Genomic DNA, 17,345 nt, shown 5'->3' with positions numbered 1-17,345 from the left:
TGATGCAAGGGCGAAACACATGGCGACAACCCCGATTGAGCAAGGGGGACAAACGGCAAAAGCACCTCGCCGCAACAAAGAACTCATATCTTTATGTGAATTTAACGTCAACATACGCGACAAAAAGGCTTCGGATGGATCTCGCGGTTGCCGGAGCGACGCGTTGTCAGCTGCTAAGGCCGTCGCGGATGGCGCTGAAATAGCGGTCGGTTCCGACCTGCCCGCCCTTGAGCGCCACCTCCAGCCCATCGATCGCCTCAATACGCGAGTGAGCGACGCAAAGCGGCGAGCCCGGCGACGCCGGCAGCGGCATCCGCACCGTCAGCGCACCGACGCCCATCTGGCCGAGAGCGTGGCTCGACGTGTCGCCTCCGGCTATGACCACGCGCTGCAACTTCTGCTCGATCGTCAGCGCGCGAAGCAGTTCGCCGAGGCCGCGACCAAGCTTGTGGCGGGCGCCTTCCTGGCGGTCGATTTCGCCCCCCCTGTCGGCGTTGGGTCCAAGGGCCGTGTAGAGAACGACGCTGCGCCCGGCTTCCAGGCTGGTGCGACCGGCTGCCGCCGCGCGTGCAATCGCATCTCCGGAAGCTTCGGAGACCAGTTCGACGGGATCGACCTCGATGCCGTCGAAGCCGTCAGTCAAAGCGTGACGGATCTGTCGTTCGGTCGTCGGCGAACAACTGCCCGAGACGACCGCGATCCGGTCGGCGGCACCTGGCGGCGAAAATTCTGGTTCAGCTCTGACTGTCCCGTTCGACACCCATTCGGCCAGCAGCGCATATTCGATCCCCGACGAGCCGACGACGAACGAACCGCCCGGCTTGCGGGCGCGCCATATCTCCTTGCCGGCAAGCGCCTGCGTCTCGCGGCTGTCGACATCGACAAGTACGATGTCGGTGCCCTCTGCGAGCAAGCGGTCGAAGGCCTCCGAGCGCGCCACCGACTGCAACGTCGCGAGGTCGACCAGCCCCGATGTGAGCTCCGTCTGCCGCGACAGATGGATCAGCAGGTCGGATTCATCCATCGGCGTCGTCGGGTGGCGGCTCATCACCGGATGGCGGTCGATGCGGAAATACTTTTCACGATAGGCCGCGAACAAATGACCGAAGGCCGTGTAACGCTTGAGCTGCGGCGCCCCGACCAGCAGCGGCACGCTGTCCTGCGCGAAGACCGAGCGGCCGATCTCGATGGCGCGACCGATGCTGCCGATGGTCGGGCTGGAATCGAAGGTGGAGCACACCTTGTAGTGACAGATCGCGGCATTCAGCGTCTTCAGCCAAGCGAAGGCATCGCTCAGATGCGTGTTCATCCATTGCGGCGTCTCGCTGCGGCTGGTGCCGGCCAGGCCAATGGCGCGGCAATGGCTGAACTGCTCAACCATAGCCGCGTCCGGCTGGCGCATGAACAGCACGGTCGGGACGCCGCCGAGTTCAAGCGCTTCCATGACGTCGGTCGAACCGGTGAGGTCGTCGCCATAATAGCTGAGCAGCAGGTCTTGCATCGCTTCAGGCCGCTTTGCCGTCGCCGAATTTTTCGATCGACCGCGCCAGCTCCGGATGGCTCAAGGCGAAATCCGCCAGCGGAATGCCGTCGACCGCCGCCTGCCAGGCTTGCTGCACGGCACGCACCCCGGCGCCCGGTCCATCCGGATGGCTGACGATGCCGCCGCCGCACAGATAGAGCAGATCGACCGTCCGGCCGGTCCGTTCATAGGTCTCGGGCGCTTGCCCGCCCCATTGGCCGGAGCCCGCCACAGGCAAGGCGCAATCCTCAGGCGCAAAAATCGGCGTCGTCACCGCCTTGAAGGACTCGACGAAAGACGCGTCCGGCTCCCAGTATTTCGATTGGATGCCGTTGATCTGGAACTGGTCGACGCCGAGCAGCCGCCAGAATTGCTGCCAGACCTTGAAATCCATGCCGAGGCCGGGATGGCGAGTAAGAATGTCCCAGCCGTTGCGATGGGCATGCAGCACCAGGGTGGAGCGTCTTCTAAGAAACGCCATGCCACCGAAGCCTATCGAGTTGATGTTGACCACCGCGCAATTGCCGCCGGCCTTGGCCACCAGATCGTGATTGCGCATCATCTCGTCCGGGTCGGCATGCGAGATGCCGAAGGCATACATCACCTTCTTACCGGTCCTCTGCTCGTGGCCGAGGATCAGCGGCATGATTGCCTTTACCCGCTCCGCCAGCGGCGAATAGGCCGGGCTCATCAGCTTCTCATCGTCCTTGATGAAATCGACACCGGCGGCAATCAGCTCGCCCACCATCGCGGCGGTCTCGGGGGGCCGCAGCCCCAGCGCCGGCTTGACGATGGTGCCGATGATCGGCCGATCCGTGACACCTGTCAGCCTGCGGCTGCCGGCGACGCCGAATTGCGGACCTGGATGCGCGCCGCGGAATTGCTCCGGCAGCTTCATGTCGACAACGCGAATGCCGGTTAGGCCCTTGATCGAATAGGCGCCGCCGATGGCAATGGTCATCAGAGCCGACAGGTCGTGGCCGATGGCATCGAATGGAAAGGCGATGTCGACATCCGCGCGCTTGAACGGCCCGTTACCGGCCTCGGGAATGGAGGGGCGAAGTGCGTCCGGCAGGTGCCGAATGGCCAGAACGCGCGCGGCCACCCGGGCCTTCAGTTCCTCGGTTTCGCCGGGCAGCGCGACGAAGGTTCCGGTCGACTGGTCGCTCGCGATCTTGGCTGCCAGCGCCTCGATGCTGCCTGATGTTTCGATGCGGTAGGTGAGCGTGATCATGGTTCGTTGTCTGAGGGCGGAAGGTTCGAAAAGAGTTCCTTGATCGTCGAAATCTGGTATAATGAGTACATAAGCTTTGCAAGCAATATCCTGTCTTGCGGCTATGGCCGATGGGGGCGACGGCCATTCCGGGAATGGCTGTGGCAATGCTAGATAGAGACAGGTCAAGGGAGTGATTCGCGACGATGAACCGTTCGGAGCCGATCGTCCGGCGCAAACTTTCCGACGAAGTGTTTTTGCGGCTGAAGCGCCTGATCACCAGCGGAGAATTGACGCCGGGCGACGACATGCCGTCGGAGCGCGAGTTGATGGAGCGCTTCGAGGTCGGCCGTCCCGCGATCCGCGAGGCGATGCAGGCGCTGAGCAATATGGGCCTCGTCGCGATCTCGCATGGGGAACGCGCCAAGGTGCTCCAGCTGACCGCCAAGTCGATCATCAAGCAGGTCGATGGCGCAGCCAAGATCATCCTGTCGTCGTCGAAGGACACGTTGGAACACCTGAAAACGGCGCGCATCTTCTTCGAGCGCGGTATGGTCAGGGAAGCCGCCGAAAACGCCACTGCCGAGGACGTTGAGCAGCTGCGGGCCACAATTGCCGAACAGCGTGGCTTTCGCGGCGATTCCGAAGCCTTCATCTCCGCCGACATGAAGTTTCACACCCAGATCGCGGCGATCTCGGGCAACCCGATCTATATCGCCGTCAGCGAGGCGATGCTCGGTTGGCTGAAGGAATATCACACCGAAATGCTGATCTGGACCGGCAAGGAACAGTTCACGCTGACCGAGCATGAAGAGATCATCGGCCGCATTGAGAAGAAGGATGCCGACGGCGCCGAGAAGGCGATGATCAAGCACCTCGAGCGCTCGCGCGCGCTTTATGTGATGAACTCCGGCAACTGATTCAGCCGATCCGTGTGATCGCGTAAGGGGTCATCACCAGTTGGCCTCGGCCAAACGCTGAGATGTCGACCGTCACGTCGTTCGCCGTCAGGTTCGCCAGCCACGCCACGGTCTTGCCCGAAGCGGAGCGGCCGGCCAGCGCCAGCACCTTCGTCTGATCGCTCGTCCTTGCCGCCACATGCGCAAGGCCGGCCAGTTCGCAAAGCCCCTTGATGGCACCGAAGATCGGCCGAGGCGATCCTTCCGCGACGGGTTCGCCGGATGCTGCGAGCACGCCGAAGGGCCCGGCGAAGCCGGACAGCGTGAGCAGTTCCAGCCCAGCCGGCGCCACGCGCGCGGCATAGCCGATCGCCCATGCGGCTGCGAAGAGGCCGGCATGGCGAGGGTCGCGATCGGCCATGGCGATGCGCTGTCCCCCGGGATTGCCCTTGGTCGCGCCGCCATAGGGGTTCTGGCGCATGGCGATCGTCGACGGACCGATGCGGTAAGGCTTTGCCCCGAAGATCGCCCGCGCCGACGCGGTGATGAAGGGCAGCGCCTCCAGTGACTGCATGACGCTGAGATCGTCGGCGGCGTGCACGATCGGACACGTGCAGTGGGTGACGAAATCGAGCAGGCCCCCCGGCACGCGCTTGCGGTTGAGCTCGGTGAAATAGCTGAACATGCCGCCACCAAGCCGGATATCGGGAAAGGCGCGCCGCGCCGCGTCATAGACGTCTTCGAGCGGCGGACAGTCCGGCCACGCACTGCCCGGCGGTGTCGACTGCCGGTCAACCGAAGGCGAGACGGCAATGGCCGAAAGCTTCAACCCGGCTTGACGCACCATGTCGGCAACGCCTGACAGCTCGGCATCGAGGTCGCCCGCGCAGGCAACGACGCATTCCAGCGTCGTCTGCACCGGATAGGCGGCGGTGAGCCTTGCATAAGACTGCAATGCTTCGAGACCGTGGCCGCGCGTCGGATCGTAGTGGAAGACAAGTTGCTGCGGGCCGAGCTCGGTCAATGTCGAAAGATTTGCGAGCGCTGCTTCGACCTCATCCGGGTAGATGATCACGCCGAGATCCGGCAGCCTCTGCCCGGTCTCGCCGAGTTCGACGCTGACCGGTTCGGCGGCAGATGCTGCGGCCGGCATTCCCCCCTCGCCGGTGATGCGCAGGCTGACCGTCTGGCTTACAGTTTGGCCGGCCGGCAGCACATAGGGCCAAGGCAGCGCCAGTGGCCGCACATAGGTCTTGTAGGACGCGTCCGACCAGTTACGCTGGTCCTCCATCTCGAAAGTGTCGCCCTCCATCCGGCATTCGGCAGTGATGCCCGGCCGGACCTCATGGGTGATCGCGCGCAAATCCTTGAAAGGCTGCCAGGGATCGATCAACAGCGGCAGTTTCGTCGCCACCACGCTGCCGTCGGTATGCTCGACCGTGACCGGGCTGCCGGCGAGGCCGGCGATCGGATGCAGGACGCAATAACCGCAGCGATTGGTCTCGAAATCGCTTTCAGGGACCGCGCTGACGTCGAACACTAGGTGACCGTTGGCGGAGCCCTTGATCGTAGCGCGAAAGTCGAGCCGGCTTCCGCCCGGTGCTAAGCAAGTTGCGGAGTAGCTGACGGAGAAGCTGTCGGCGTCCTGATCGACGGCAAGGTCCGTCAGCGCCGGTTCATAGGTGCCCCAGTCGCGGTCGCGCACGATGTAGGCGATGGCGCGCAGCACTTCGATGCCGCCGTAACGGATGGTGCGCAGGCTGCCGTTGACAAAGTCGGCGCTGAGCAAGCCCGCACTCAGCCTAACCGGCTCGACCTCGACCACGCGTGTGCCGTATAGGAGGAAGGCGTCGGCTGTCATGTCAGCAAGCCATCCAGGTGGACAGGTTCGTGGCTCGCGGCGCCCAGATAGGCCGCCTCGACCAGCGCGAATGTCTTGAGATTGTCGGCGCCCGAGGTCGCCGGCTCGGTTCCCTTTGCCAGGCAGTCGACCCAGTGCTGCTGGATGGCGACGACGCTCTCCTGGATGTTGTGCCATGGGCGCGATGCCCAGGCGAGTACGGGCGGCGAAACGTCGGTGATCTTCGTGCCGCTCCTGCCGGTGACGGTGAGCCGATATCCCTGCGCCAAGCGGATCGTGCCGTCGCTGCCGTCGATCTCGATCAGCGTTTCGGGAAACGGTTCGGTGGCGAGCTTCGTCGCGTAGCTACAGTCGACCACTGACGTCGCCCCGCTCTTGTGGTCCATCAGCATCGTCGCGACATCTTCGCCCGCGATGCCAGGGTTGATGCGCGCGGTTCGCGTCGTGATCGTCGACACGTTGCCCAGTAGAAAACGGGCGATGTCGAGACTGTGGATACCGAGGTCCTCGATGATGAAGCGCTTTCCCTTGGCGAGATAGGGCTGGCCGGAAAACACGTCATAGGCAGAGCGGAAGGAGATGCGCCCGAAGAACGGCGTGCCGATCTCGCCGCTGTCGAGCACGGCACGCACCGCCTGGATCGCCGACTGCCAGCGAAAATTCTCATGCACCATCAGCGGTACGCCGGCTTCCACGCAGGCCCTCACCATCGCCTTGGCGTCGGCAAGCGTCGGCGCGAACGGCTTTTGGCAAATCACCGGCACACGGTGCAGCGCCGCCATCTCGACCAGCGGACGATGGCTGGGAACGGTAGTGGCGATATCGACGAAGTCGAGGCTTTCGCTTGCAAACATCTCTGCCGCGTCGGTGTAGCGCTTCGCAATGCCGAACTGGTCGCCGATGATGCGCAGCCGCTCCGGGTCGCGGTCGCAAATGGCGACCATCGCGGCGCCTTCAATGTCGCGCCAGGCATGCATCTGGTTGATGGCAAAGAAGCCGCAGCCGATGAGCCCTCCCCGCAACTCCGCCATGCTCAGCCTGCCTTTGCCATCTGCATCAGCGTCACCCGGCTCTGCAGCCGGCGCTGCGCTTGGTCGACGACGACGGCGACGATGATGACAAGGCCCTTGATCACCATCTGCCAGAAGGAACTCACGCCCATCATCACCAACCCGTCCGAAAGAATGCCGATGACGAAGGCGCCGACAATGGTGCCGCCGATCGTGCCGCGCCCACCCGACATCGAGGTGCCGCCGAGCACTGCCGCCGCGATGGCGTTGAGCTCGAAACTTTCGCCCGTTGCCGGGTGCGAGGCCATCAGTTCGGACGAGATGATCAGGCCGACGATCGCCGCGCAGAAGCCGGAGAACATGTAGACGAACATTTTCACCATGTTGACACGAACGCCCGAAATTCGCGACGCCCGTTCATTGCCGCCGACGGCGAAGATGTGGCGGCCGAGCGGCGTGTATTTGGCGAGATATGCCGCAACCAGCGCAACAACGATCAGGATCCAGATCGCCACCGGCAGGCCGAGCAGCCGCCCGGCGCCGAGGAAACCAAACCCGGTGGTGCCAAGCTCCGGCTTGCCGACGAGGTTGGGGAAGGTGCGGCCGTCCGACGACAGCAACGCCAGGCCGCGCGCGACATAGAGCACGCCGAGTGTGGCGATGAACGGCGCGACGTTCAGCCTGGTGATCAGCAATCCGTTGACGGCGCCGATCAATATGCCAACCGCCAGCGTGATCAGCGCGATCTCGACGACGTTGAAATAGATGGTGTAGCCGAATTGCAGGTCGATGCCGTTGAGCACGAGATAGCCGGCGACCATGCCGCACAGGCCGACGATCGAGCCGACTGAGAGATCGATGCCGCCGGTGATGATGACGAAGGTCATGCCCATGGCGAGGAAGGCGTTCAGCGCCACATGTTTCGACATCAGGATCAGGTTGGCGGTCGACAGGAAATTCGGCGCCGCGATCGAGAAGAAGACCAAGACGGCGATCAGCGCGATGAAGGTCCTCGCCTTCATCAGCGTCAGCAGCAGCGAGCCGCTCGAGACGGAGGGGGCAGCCGCCTTGGCCGGGATGTCAGTCATGGGTTCTCCGTGTGCGGGGCCGGTCCGTGGCCAAGTGCCGAGGCGGCGACAAGGGCTGCCTCCGTCGCCTCGGCGCGATCGAACATGCCGGTCAGTTTTCCGTTGCTCATCACCGCGATGCGGTCGGACAGCGCCATCACCTCATCGAGATCCGAGGTGGCGAACAGAATACCGAGCCCATCGCGCGACAGTTTGCGCATGGTGCGGAAGACGTCGGCCTTGGCGCCGACATCGATGCCACGGCTCGGCTCGTCCATCAGCAGCACCTTCGGCCCGGTGAGCAGCGCCTTGCCGATCACCACCTTTTGCTGGTTGCCGCCCGACAGCGACGAGACCTCCTGCGCCGGGTCGGCGACTTTGATCGCCAGTTCCCGCACCATCTGCGTGACCGCCTGCTTCTCCTGGCCGCCACTGATGTGGAACAGGCGGACAAAGCGCGACAGGCTGGCCAGTGTCAGATTGCTGGCGACGGAGAGGATCGACACCAGCCCTTCGCGTTGGCGGTCTTCGGGGATCAGCGCCAGCCCGCGCCGGATGCGCCGCGTCGTGTCCCGCTCCTTGACCTTCTTGCCGGCGATGAAGATCGCGCCGGTCGCCTGGCCATGGCGGCCCATGATGCAGTCGAACAGTTCGCTGCGCCCGGCGCCCATCAGGCCATAGATGCCGAGGATCTCGCCGGCGCGCAGCGACAGGGAGACGTGATCGACTGCCAGCCCGCCGGTCGCGCGCGGCAGGCAGATGTCCTCGGCGCGGAATATTTCTTCGCCGGGTACATGGCCGTCGGCCTTGGCGAAATCCTTGGCGTCGGAGCCGATCATCTGCCGCACGATCCACCGCGTGTCGACGTTTTTCATCTCTTCCTGGCCGGTGATCTGTCCATCGCGCAGCACCGTGATGTAGTCGCCAATGCGGATCAGCTCTTCCAGCCGGTGCGAGATGTAGACGATCGCCACGCCGCGCGCCTTGAGGTCGGCGATCACCTTGAACAGGATCTCGACTTCCGCCGCACTCAGCGCCGAGGTCGGCTCGTCCATGATCAGGATGCGTGCATCGAGCGAAACCGCCTTGGCGATCTCGACCAGCTGCTGCTGGCCGATGCGCAGATCCTCGACCAGCATGTCGGGCCTTATCCCGGCCTGCAGGCGTTCGAGAAATTGGGCCGCACGGCGCTCCTGCTCCTTGCGGTCGATCTTGCGAAACCGGTTGGTGATCTCGCGCGTGGCGAAGATGTTCTCGGCGACGGTCATATTGCCAAACAGGTTCAGCTCTTGGAACACCATGCCGATGCCGCGGTTCACCGCGTCGCCCGATGACGAGAAGGAGACCTCCTCCCCTTCCAGGAGGATCCGGCCGAGCGTCGGCTGTTCGACGCCGGCGATAATCTTCATCAGCGTCGATTTGCCGGCGCCGTTTTCGCCGACCAGCACATTGACGGCGCCCTTGCGCACCTCGAAATTCGCGCGCTTGACCGCGACGGTGCCGGAATAGACCTTGGAGACGTCCTCCAGCTTCAAGACGACATCGTGAGCAACCGCAGCGCTCATGGCTTCGGCCCGATTTCTGCCTCCGCCGGCGTCACCAGCGGCAGGTCCTGGCCGTTTTCGAGCGTATAGGCGCCGAGGACCTTGGCGGTCCGGCCTTCCAGCGCGTCACGTGGCAGTTTGGCAAGCACGGCCTTGACGGCATAGGCGTTGAACGCCTTGCCGAACTGGGCGAAGTCGATCTGGTTGGTAAAATCGTTGAACTGGATGAAATCGAGACTGTCGCGCAGCGCGGTTCCACGCATCGCCGGTCCGATCTGTATCCGCGCATCGGCCTTGCCGTCGCCGTCGACATCGATATCCATGGTCGCGGCCCGCGACTGCGTGTTGGCGGCGATGATCTTGCCCTCGACGCGAACCGCGAAGGTCCAGGGCGAATTCGCCTGCTTGTTCGGATTGCCATATTTGGCGCCGGCGGAAGCAGGATCGGTTTTTGCCAGAGCGTGGACCTCGGCAAAAGGCCCGGCCTTCTGCTGGAGGTAAGGCACGACCTTCGCGGCCCAGATCTCCTCGACCATCTTGTCCGGGTTGAAGACGGCGGCATTGCCGCTATCCCCCGAGGGAGTCGGCAAAATCTTGCAGGCGGTCAGGCTGATGCCGACTGCAACGACAAGCATCGGCCAGATCGGCTTGTTGTTCAGCATGATGGCCTGTTGAGCATGGTGATTGGCACCCACGGAAAATGGCGGCGAGGGACGACCTTGATCGCCCCTCGCTATTCATGTCACGCCGGCTCAGTTGGTCAGCGCAAACGTTTCCAGCTTGGAAGCATTGTCGCCATTGACCAACACGCAGTCCATCAGCTGCTTTTCCTTCTCGGGCGACTTCTTGTTCTTGATGAAGTCGTTGGCCTGCTCGACCGCCATCTGCGCCTGCGCATAGGCCGGCTGCAGCACGGTTGCCTTGATGCCGCCCGCGGTGATCGAATCGCGCACGTCGTTGGATCCGTCGAAACCGACGACGATGACTTCCTTGCGGTTCGCCGCAACCAGCGCCGCATACGCGCCCATGGCCATCGTGTCGTTGCCGGAGATGACGCCCTTGATATCCGGGTTGGCCTGCAGGATCGATTCCATCTTGGAATAGGCTTCCGTCTGGCTCCAGTTGGCCGATTGCTGGGCGACCATCTTCAGGTCCGGATAATCGTCGATGACGTCATGATAGCCCTTCGAGCGAATGCCGGCATTGGTATCGGATTCCTTGCCGACCAGCTCGACGAAATTGCCCTTCTCGCCCATCAGCTTGACGAACTCCTGCGCGCCGAGCTGGGCGCCCTGGTAGTTGTTGGAGACGATCTGCGCCACGGCGACGCCGGTGGCGTTGATCTCGCGATCGATCAGGAACGACGGCACGCCTGCGTCCTTGGCCTTCTGCACGGCAGCGACAGTGGCGTCGGCGCCGGCATTGTCGAGGATGATCGCCTTGGCGCCGCGACCGATCGCCGTATCGATCAATTCGGATTGCTTGTTGGCGTCGTCATCATGGACGAGCACAAGCGCTTCGTAGCCGAGTTCCTTGGCCTTGGCTTCGGCGCCGACGGCTTCCGCCTTGAAGAACGGATTGTCGTGCGAGGGCGTGATGATGGCAATGAGGTCGGCCGCATAGGCGGGTACCGCCGTGCCAAGCGCCAGCATGCCGGCGAACGCCGCAAGTGTCATTCTGCGTGTGAGTTTCATGATGTCCTCCCGTTTGAAAAATTGCCTCGATAAATCAAGGCCTCTGCATTCGAATTCATCGCGCAACGCGGGCCGCCGATCGGTTCAGGCTGAATGCCGGTGCCGGCTTCCCAAACGATCGCTGCTCCCCCGCCGTCCCTCCACTCGCCCAGGCTTCGTACTTCCCGCGAACCCTTGCCCAAGCCATCAACAGCTAAGCCAACTGGTATGATGAGTCAATCACTAATTGAGGTGACATGTTCCCACTGAGCAAAACATCTGTTCGTCATGGCGGGTGTGTCGAGCCATCGAGGCGCTCCGGCAAGCGCCCGACTCGGCCTGTCTCAGGTAATGCGCCGAATGCTCGCGGCGATCTCTTCGGGCTCGAACACCCGCTTCCAGTCGTCGCGCATCAGCACCGGCTTGCCGAATTCGATCGCCTTGTTGCAGGCATCCGAGAATACGCCCTTGGTCTCGCCGAAAATCACGGCGCCGAGCACGTTCATGTGGCCGAGCAGGAAGTCGAGCGCCGCCTGTTGGTCGACGCCTCGCGCGACGACCTCGTCGACGGCTTCCTTCATGACGACAAGCAGTGACGCGCACACCGTCTCCGATAGACCGGGCTCCAGCAGCGCCATCTGTTCGACGGTGACACGGTGCGAGCGCATGACCGGCGCCCAGATGATTTTTGCGACCGCCTCGCCCTTGGCGTAGTCCGCTTCCGGCCCCTGCATCAGCGCGCTGACCATATGCTGCTTGGCCTTGACGCCGCCAAAATAATCCTTCTTGGCCGCCATGTCGGTCTCGTCGTTGAAGATCGGCGGATGACAGGGATGGGTGACGAAATAGGTCAGGTCCGGCCGGTTGGGCAGATGGCCGGCGAAGGGTGCGGCCGCGTCGAGCACTATCACCATCGTGCCAGGCGCGAGCTTGCTCTCGATATCAGCCGCCACCTTGCCGATATGCGTGTCGGGAACGGCCAGGATGACGACATCCGCCCCGTCGAGCGCCGCATCGGCACTGACCGCGTCGAAGCCCAGTCCGGTCTTCAGCCGCTCGCGGCCGGCCTCGCTGACCTCGACGTGGCGTACCGTGTAGGGCGATCCGCGAAAATTGGTCGACAGGCGGTAACCCATTTTGCCGCCGGCACCGAACAGCGCAATCGTCGTCATCTATCCCTACTCCCGCATTAAACGACGGCCGCGCCGATCGTCATGTTATTAACTGGTATAATCACCTTACCACGAATTGAGGAGTTGAACAGGGCTTTGATGAGCGGCTATACGGGCGCCCGTTTGGATTCCGTCCGCACGATTTCCGCAGTGGCGGTCGAGAATTCAACCAAGCCAGAGCGCCGTTGCCTTTCCAGACGTTCGATGCCCGCGTTAGAAGCCTCCAGGTCCATTTTTGCGGGGCTCGGTCGCGAGGTGACGGTGGGGGGCCACCAGCAAGGCGAAGCGCGTCCGCGCGGTCCGGTCGCGTTTTCGGGCCGTGAGTTCTCGCGGCGATTTGGCGAAGGGCTATAGAGAGCGCTTCGCCGGGGTTCCGGCGAGCCAAATCACTTCTAGTCGATCATGCCGACAATTATTTACCGGTAGCTTCCCGGGTCCTTGGCTTTCTCCGCCCTACAGCTGTCCGTGCGTTGCGCCGCCGTGCGGAAAGCGCCTTCATAAAACCTGATGGCTCTCTTGAATTTGGGGGGATTGGGCATCAGGTGTTTATCTTGCACATCGTACAAGATGTATATCGCCGTTATTTTGGATTTTCCGTCTGGAGTCAGCTGCAGCGCCGGGCATCGCGTCGTAACGGCGATGACGTTGGCTGACCATGTTACGACCAATTTCAACTGGGCGTCGGACAGCCCGGCCAGATAGTTGATGTTTTTTTGATAGGCAGGGTCGATGTGTTGTCGATTATCTTTTGCAGACGCAGCGGAAGACAGGACACCTACCACGCCGAGTATAATCAATATGCATTTCAAAAGCTGCCTCCCCCAATGTTATGGCCATCTCGACCACGGCATTGTCCGTCCCCACAAAGCAGGTTGAAACAAGTCAATTCGAAAAGCAATTGGGGTTCGCGACCTTATACGGATCACCGCACCTTCAGAACCCGGTTGCTCGCGGACGCCCTTCTTCAACCAATTGAAACCGGTAGCGGTCGCGCACGAACTCGTTGAAAAATTGCCCTTTCGAGAAGGCGGCCCGGAACGCCGCATAGGTCTCGGGCTCGACCTCTTCATAGTCGTAGCGGGCTCCGCTCGGGACGAACCAGACCGAGAGGATTTTCGTCGACGGGTCGTAATGGGTGTTGCGGATGGCGGTGGACGGCATGTCGAAATCCTGCTTCGTCCCCAAATCTTTCGCCCCAAATCCTGCTTCGAACATGCGTAATGCCGCAACGATGCGGAGGTTCCGACAGGGAGGCGCACCACAACGCCGAATCTTGCCCGGGTGGCGAGGCTTCCTATCTCTCCGTCAGATGGCACAGACGAAATCCAGTACAACAGCGTATGCCAGCCAGGGCGATCTCTTCGGCGCGGCCGACACGCTGCCGGAAGGATTTTCTTACCGGCCTAGCCTGATCACAACGGACGAAGAGGCGGAACTGGTCCGTCACCTCAATGAACTGTCCTTCAAGCCGTTCGATTTCCACGGCCACCTTGCCAACCGGCAGGTCGCCGGCTTCGGCTGGCGCTACGACTACGACCGGCGCCAGGTCGTCGAAGCGCCGCCCATCCCGAAATTCCTGCTGCCGCTTCGCGACAAGGTCGCGGATTTTGCCGGCAGGCAGGCCACGGAATTCGCGCAAGTGCTCATCAACGAGTATCGGCCGGGCGCGGGCATAGGTTGGCATCGCGACAAGCCGCATTTCGATCTCGTCGCCGGCGTCTCGCTGCTGGCGCCCTGCAGCTTTCGGCTGCGCCGAAAAAACGGCTCGAAATGGGATCGCAAGACGATCGAGGTTCAGCCGAGATCTGTCTATCTCATTGACGGCCCGGCGCGCCACGAGTGGGAGCACAGCATTCCGCCGGTCGCCGGGCACCGCTATTCGATCACGCTGCGCACTCTGAAATAGGCCACACTCCAAGCCACGCAGCAGCCGCTCTGGAAGACCGAGCGCAGTTGTGCTTCGATCGCACATGAGCGTGGATCGCAGCAGAGTTTTGGTTACCCGCGTGGCGCTCTTTCTGTGGGCATGCCTGTCCTGCGTTCTGGCTCTGCAGTGGCTCGTCGACCTTGGCATGGTCGGCTTTCCCGACGGATACATAACGCCCTATGCCCGAGCAACGAGCACGCTGTTGCATGTCCTTGTCTGGGCATGCCTGGCTCAAAGTCTCTACTTCGCTTGCCGAGCCTTGTTTGGCAAACGCTTCGAGCCTGCTCCTCTCTTCCTGCAAATCCTGATCGCCGCCGCACTGACTGTCGTGCCGGTATTCATCGTAAAACACTGTCCGCGGTCCCAGGTATGCAGCAACATCTATGAAGCGCTCACGAATACGATGATGGACGACGGCACCGGCGGATGACGTTGTGTCTCCAGTAACTGACGAGAGATAGAAGTTTGGCGTCGCGCCGCGCGGTGGCGGTAGAACCTGGAGGAACCATGCGAAAGATTCTGGCATCGATGCTGCTGTTCGCGGCAGCGCTATCTGCAAACCCCGCTCGGGCGCTGGACAGTACCATCCCGCCGGTTGTCGTCACACCGCTTGCCGATCGCAGCCAGACGGCGTCCGGCCAGCCGATCGTGCTGCCGCAGAAAAACGTCCAGGTCCTGGTTTCAGCCTATGACATTGCGGTCGGCGCCACTCTGCCGGTGCACAAGCACCCGTTTGCCCGCTACGCCTATGTCGAGGCCGGGACACTCAAAGTGACGAATGTCGAGACCGGCAACAGCAACACCTACAAGACGGGCGATTTCATCATCGAGATGATCGGCCAGTGGCACCAGGCCACCAACATCGGCGACGGCCCGGTCAAGCTGCTGGTCATCGACCAGGTCGAACAAGGCGCCAAGAACACGGTGCTGCAGAAACAATAGATCTCTCGCTACGGACCTAGGCAGGGTTGCCGGGCTGGCCCAAGCAGCGACAGGCTGTTCCGGCTTCCCCGCCAACCGAGCCGATGCTAGGGCTGGCCGTCATGCAATCATGAAGGATCGCCCCTTGGCCGGAAATGCTCGCCCCCTGATCGAAATCTGCGTCGAAGGCATCGATGGACTGCTGGCTGCGCAGGCCGCCGGCGCCGACCGGGTCGAGCTCTGCGCCAGCCTGGTCGAAGGCGGCATCACGCCCAGCCTCGGCACGGTGCGCGCCGCACTCGAGAGCGCGACCATTCCCTTCCATGTCATCGTGCGGCCGCGCGGCGGCGATTTCCTCTACAGCGAGGCCGAATACAGCTCGATGCTCGCCGATGTCGCAGCGCTTCGTGACCTCGGCGTCGCCGGCGTCGTTGTCGGTTGCCTCGATGCCGACGGCACCATCGATGAAACCCGCATGGGCGCGCTGGTCGATGCCGCCGGTCCGCTCGCCGTTACCTGCCACCGCGCCTTCGACATGACGCGCGACCCGGCCGAGGCGCTGGAAGCGCTAATCCGCTGCAAGGTCGGCCGCGTGCTGACCAGCGGCCAGAGGGACACCGCGGTGGAAGGCGCCGGCCTGTTGGCGGATCTCGTCCGCCAGGCCGACGGCCGCATCATCATCCTCGGCTGCGGCGCGCTGGACCCCGAAAACATCGCCGGGGTGCTGGCATCAACCGGGCTGACGGAACTGCATTTCGCCGCGCTCAAGGACGTACCGAGCGCCATGGCCTACCGCAACCCGCAAGTCGGCATGGGCGGCACCGATCTCGACCGCGAGTATCGCACCACAGTCACCGATGGGGCGCTGGTTGCCGCGACGATTGCGGCGGCCAGAGCATGATGAGCGAAGCCGTGAGTGGGCCGTCGCCGATCAGCCGTGTCTCGCCTCAGGACGAAGCGGCCATCCTCGCACTCAACAACGAGCACGCCGCCGAACTGTCATGGCTCGAGCCCGAACGGCTGTCCTTCCTTCTTGGCGAAGCGTTTTACGTCAGGCGCATCGGCGCGCTCGAAGCCTTCATCATGACCTTCGACCAGGATGCGCGCTACGACAGCCCGAATTTCCTCTGGTTCCGCGAGCGCTATCCACGCTTCGTCTATGTCGACCGCGTCGTCGTCGCGGCGCAAGCGCGCGGCCGCGGCCATGCCCGCCGGCTCTACGAGGATCTGTTCGGGGAAGTCGCACGCGCGGGCCACAGCATCGTCACGTGCGAGGTGAATGCCGAACCGCCCAATCCGGCTTCGGACGCCTTCCATGCCGCGCTTGGCTTCGCCGAGGTCGGCGACGCGGTGATCCATGGCGGCAAGAAGACCGTGCGCTACTACCTCAGGCAGATTGCGGGCTGACGCATCGCTGGCTGATGATCGGCAAGCAGATCGCCACGGCAGCATAAGATTAGGAGTCCGTAGCCCTCACCAATTCCGGTTCAGCCAGGCCCGCGCGGGCTTCTCGACCAGATAGTAGCTGCATAATGCACAGGCGAAGACAGCCGCCAGCATCGGGATCGGTGCACTGCCCTGCTCGGCGACGAATTTGTAGAAGGGCTGTTGCCAGAGATAGAGCGAGTACGACCATAGCCCGATCATCACCATCGGCCTGGATGAAAGCAGGCCGGTAAGATGCCAGTTGCTGGTGTCCAGCGTATTGACGGCAAGCGCCAGCAACGGCACCGCCAGTAGGTAATGGATCGGCGTCGGCACCGGATCGAGGAACAGCAATATAGCCGCCGCCGCCGACACGAGGCTGACATAGGGGCTCGTCAGGAATGCCGGCAGCCGGTCATCGTGCTTGAGCAGGCAGATCGATGCCGACAGCAGGATCGAGGCGATATGCACATCGGTGCGCCAATAGCTGTGCTCGTAATCCATGCCGAGTGCCCAGTACGAAATGGCGCCATTGGCCATCGCCAGCAGCGACAGCGTCACCAGCAGCCGAACGACATTACCCCGCCCGGTCACCACCACGCTGATCAGCGCCAGGATGATGTAGGCATGCTCTTCCACGCATAGCGACCAGATGTGGTCGAGCGCGCCGGCGCGGGTGATGAAAATTCCGGCATAGTTGTAGGTGAATGTCAGCGCCGTCAGCGCCGCCTTCCATTTGAAGGCGATAAAGGTGCCGGAGAGCCCGATCATGGCTGATATCACGAACACCAAAAGCGCGGGATAGATGCGCGAAAAGCGGCGCTTGAAGAATTTTTTCAGCGGGAAGCGTTCGATGAACAGGATCTCGCCCATCAGCCGGCCTGAGAGCACGAAGAAGAACTCGACGCCGAGCACGCCGAGATTGATCCCGGGAACGGGGAAGAAATGGCCGATCAGCACCAGTGCGATCGAAAGCCCGCGCCAGCCATCGAGATAGGCCAGTCTTGCTCTAGCTGCTTTGTCGGCTGTGGCCCGCGGCAGGGCAACAGACGCTGCGGAGATGTCGGCCATGCCGATCCTCTACGACGCAAGATCTTGGCGCAGCTCACAC

Annotated in this window: 18 protein-coding genes; 6 read left to right on the top strand and 12 right to left on the bottom strand. The window is 62.7% G+C overall.

All coding sequences use genetic code 11. The annotated features are described in order from the left end of the window. Positions 1-166: 166 nt before the first annotated feature. Together NKJ77_RS13580 and oiaX are read right to left on the bottom strand one after the other, a co-directional pair. Complete coding sequence (locus tag NKJ77_RS13580; protein ID WP_352535316.1) at positions 167-1,501, bottom strand: four-carbon acid sugar kinase family protein; 1,335 nt, start codon at positions 1,499-1,501, stop codon at positions 167-169. A 4-nt stretch (positions 1,502-1,505) separates the two neighbouring features. Next, positions 1,506-2,756, bottom strand: a complete 1,251-nt coding sequence (gene oiaX, locus NKJ77_RS13575) for a 3-oxo-isoapionate-4-phosphate decarboxylase OiaX (protein WP_023805416.1) — start codon at positions 2,754-2,756, stop codon at positions 1,506-1,508. Between the two features lie 185 nt (positions 2,757-2,941). Here oiaX and NKJ77_RS13570 point away from each other — a divergent pair, with 185 nt between their 5' ends. Next, a complete protein-coding gene (locus NKJ77_RS13570) occupies positions 2,942-3,655 on the top strand; it encodes a transcriptional regulator NanR (protein WP_023672607.1) in 714 nt (237 codons plus the stop codon). Position 3,656: 1 nt separating this feature from the next. On the opposite strand, the gene apnL is transcribed toward NKJ77_RS13570, so the two are convergent. From apnL to NKJ77_RS13525, 9 genes are all read right to left on the bottom strand, one after another. Continuing rightward, positions 3,657-5,495, bottom strand: coding sequence for a D-apionate lactonase (gene apnL, locus NKJ77_RS13565; RefSeq protein ID WP_023830590.1), 1,839 nt, complete (start codon positions 5,493-5,495; stop codon positions 3,657-3,659). Next, on the bottom strand, positions 5,492-6,526 hold the full coding sequence (locus tag NKJ77_RS13560) for a Gfo/Idh/MocA family protein (RefSeq protein WP_023830589.1): 1,035 nt from the start codon (positions 6,524-6,526) through the stop codon (positions 5,492-5,494). Before NKJ77_RS13560 ends, apnL begins: the two co-directional genes overlap by 4 nt. A gap of 2 nt (positions 6,527-6,528) precedes the next feature. Then, entirely contained in the window at positions 6,529-7,593 is a 1,065-nt protein-coding gene (locus NKJ77_RS13555; RefSeq protein WP_023730743.1) for an ABC transporter permease, read from the bottom strand. Next, the gene (locus NKJ77_RS13550) at positions 7,590-9,137 is read right to left on the bottom strand and encodes a sugar ABC transporter ATP-binding protein (protein ID WP_023825735.1); all 1,548 of its coding nucleotides are present in this window, start codon (positions 9,135-9,137) and stop codon (positions 7,590-7,592) included. Before NKJ77_RS13550 ends, NKJ77_RS13555 begins: the two co-directional genes overlap by 4 nt. Next, entirely contained in the window at positions 9,134-9,778 is a 645-nt protein-coding gene (locus NKJ77_RS13545) for a DUF2291 family protein (protein ID WP_352535315.1), read from the bottom strand. The genes NKJ77_RS13550 and NKJ77_RS13545 overlap by 4 nt, the downstream gene beginning before the upstream one ends. A 90-nt stretch (positions 9,779-9,868) precedes the next feature. Beyond that, positions 9,869-10,810 carry a D-ribose ABC transporter substrate-binding protein gene (locus NKJ77_RS13540; RefSeq protein ID WP_023825737.1) on the bottom strand — a complete coding sequence of 314 codons (942 nt, stop codon included), beginning with the start codon at positions 10,808-10,810 and terminating at the stop codon, positions 9,869-9,871. Between the two features lie 323 nt (positions 10,811-11,133). Continuing rightward, complete coding sequence (locus NKJ77_RS13535; RefSeq protein ID WP_023825738.1) at positions 11,134-11,961, bottom strand: phosphogluconate dehydrogenase C-terminal domain-containing protein; 828 nt, start codon at positions 11,959-11,961, stop codon at positions 11,134-11,136. Between the two features lie 416 nt (positions 11,962-12,377). Continuing rightward, positions 12,378-12,758, bottom strand: coding sequence for a hypothetical protein (locus NKJ77_RS13530; RefSeq protein WP_023805419.1), 381 nt, complete (start codon positions 12,756-12,758; stop codon positions 12,378-12,380). A gap of 136 nt (positions 12,759-12,894) precedes the next feature. After that, positions 12,895-13,122 (bottom strand): KTSC domain-containing protein, encoded by a 228-nt coding sequence (locus tag NKJ77_RS13525; RefSeq protein WP_023805420.1) that lies wholly within the window; start codon positions 13,120-13,122, stop codon positions 12,895-12,897. 148 nt (positions 13,123-13,270) lie between these two features. On the opposite strand from NKJ77_RS13525, the gene NKJ77_RS13520 reads away from it, so the two are divergent. The 5 genes from NKJ77_RS13520 to NKJ77_RS13500 all read left to right on the top strand — a co-directional run bounded on the left by NKJ77_RS13520 (position 13,271) and on the right by NKJ77_RS13500 (position 16,216). Beyond that, positions 13,271-13,867: an alpha-ketoglutarate-dependent dioxygenase AlkB gene (locus NKJ77_RS13520; protein WP_023672616.1), complete on the top strand. Its 597-nt coding sequence runs from the start codon at positions 13,271-13,273 to the stop codon at positions 13,865-13,867. 64 nt (positions 13,868-13,931) lie between these two features. Beyond that, complete coding sequence (locus NKJ77_RS13515; RefSeq protein ID WP_023730737.1) at positions 13,932-14,318, top strand: hypothetical protein; 387 nt, start codon at positions 13,932-13,934, stop codon at positions 14,316-14,318. Positions 14,319-14,395: 77 nt separating this feature from the next. Then, positions 14,396-14,830, top strand: a complete 435-nt coding sequence (locus NKJ77_RS13510) for a cupin domain-containing protein (RefSeq protein ID WP_023823039.1) — start codon at positions 14,396-14,398, stop codon at positions 14,828-14,830. Between the two features lie 109 nt (positions 14,831-14,939). After that, entirely contained in the window at positions 14,940-15,710 is a 771-nt protein-coding gene (locus NKJ77_RS13505) for a copper homeostasis protein CutC (RefSeq protein WP_023735276.1), read from the top strand. Continuing rightward, positions 15,710-16,216 carry a GNAT family N-acetyltransferase gene (locus NKJ77_RS13500; protein WP_023746795.1) on the top strand — a complete coding sequence of 169 codons (507 nt, stop codon included), beginning with the start codon at positions 15,710-15,712 and terminating at the stop codon, positions 16,214-16,216. The genes NKJ77_RS13505 and NKJ77_RS13500 overlap by 1 nt, the downstream gene beginning before the upstream one ends. A gap of 66 nt (positions 16,217-16,282) precedes the next feature. Here the strand turns inward: NKJ77_RS13500 and NKJ77_RS13495 are convergent, their stop codons facing one another. Further along, positions 16,283-17,305, bottom strand: a complete 1,023-nt coding sequence (locus NKJ77_RS13495; RefSeq protein ID WP_023830586.1) for an acyltransferase family protein — start codon at positions 17,303-17,305, stop codon at positions 16,283-16,285. Positions 17,306-17,345 lie beyond the last annotated feature (40 nt).

The sequence above is a fragment of the Mesorhizobium sp. M0052 genome (genome assembly GCF_040323255.1).
In the GTDB taxonomy this organism is placed as follows: Bacteria; Pseudomonadota; Alphaproteobacteria; order Rhizobiales; family Rhizobiaceae; genus Mesorhizobium.
This window is presented reverse-complemented; position numbering and strand designations above follow the sequence as displayed.

Excerpts from the sequence above, each read along its gene's own strand:
- NKJ77_RS13510 (WP_023823039.1), top strand. The coding sequence starts at position 14,396 with ATGCGAAAGATTCTGGCATCGATGCTGCTGTTCGCGGCAGCGCTATCT.
- NKJ77_RS13550 (WP_023825735.1), bottom strand. The coding sequence starts at position 9,137 with ATGAGCGCTGCGGTTGCTCACGATGTCGTCTTGAAGCTGGAGGACGTC.
- NKJ77_RS13560 (WP_023830589.1), bottom strand. The coding sequence starts at position 6,526 with ATGGCGGAGTTGCGGGGAGGGCTCATCGGCTGCGGCTTCTTTGCCATC.
- NKJ77_RS13540 (WP_023825737.1), bottom strand. The coding sequence starts at position 10,810 with ATGAAACTCACACGCAGAATGACACTTGCGGCGTTCGCCGGCATGCTG.
- NKJ77_RS13555 (WP_023730743.1), bottom strand. The coding sequence starts at position 7,593 with ATGACTGACATCCCGGCCAAGGCGGCTGCCCCCTCCGTCTCGAGCGGC.
- NKJ77_RS13525 (WP_023805420.1), bottom strand. The coding sequence starts at position 13,122 with ATGCCGTCCACCGCCATCCGCAACACCCATTACGACCCGTCGACGAAA.
- oiaX (WP_023805416.1), bottom strand. The coding sequence starts at position 2,756 with ATGATCACGCTCACCTACCGCATCGAAACATCAGGCAGCATCGAGGCG.
- NKJ77_RS13515 (WP_023730737.1), top strand. The coding sequence starts at position 13,932 with ATGAGCGTGGATCGCAGCAGAGTTTTGGTTACCCGCGTGGCGCTCTTT.
- NKJ77_RS13520 (WP_023672616.1), top strand. The coding sequence starts at position 13,271 with ATGGCACAGACGAAATCCAGTACAACAGCGTATGCCAGCCAGGGCGAT.
- NKJ77_RS13495 (WP_023830586.1), bottom strand. The coding sequence starts at position 17,305 with ATGGCCGACATCTCCGCAGCGTCTGTTGCCCTGCCGCGGGCCACAGCC.
- NKJ77_RS13505 (WP_023735276.1), top strand. The coding sequence starts at position 14,940 with ATGAAGGATCGCCCCTTGGCCGGAAATGCTCGCCCCCTGATCGAAATC.
- NKJ77_RS13545 (WP_352535315.1), bottom strand. The coding sequence starts at position 9,778 with ATGCTGAACAACAAGCCGATCTGGCCGATGCTTGTCGTTGCAGTCGGC.
- NKJ77_RS13580 (WP_352535316.1), bottom strand. The coding sequence starts at position 1,501 with ATGCAAGACCTGCTGCTCAGCTATTATGGCGACGACCTCACCGGTTCG.
- NKJ77_RS13535 (WP_023825738.1), bottom strand. The coding sequence starts at position 11,961 with ATGACGACGATTGCGCTGTTCGGTGCCGGCGGCAAAATGGGTTACCGC.
- NKJ77_RS13500 (WP_023746795.1), top strand. The coding sequence starts at position 15,710 with ATGAGCGAAGCCGTGAGTGGGCCGTCGCCGATCAGCCGTGTCTCGCCT.
- apnL (WP_023830590.1), bottom strand. The coding sequence starts at position 5,495 with ATGACAGCCGACGCCTTCCTCCTATACGGCACACGCGTGGTCGAGGTC.
- NKJ77_RS13570 (WP_023672607.1), top strand. The coding sequence starts at position 2,942 with ATGAACCGTTCGGAGCCGATCGTCCGGCGCAAACTTTCCGACGAAGTG.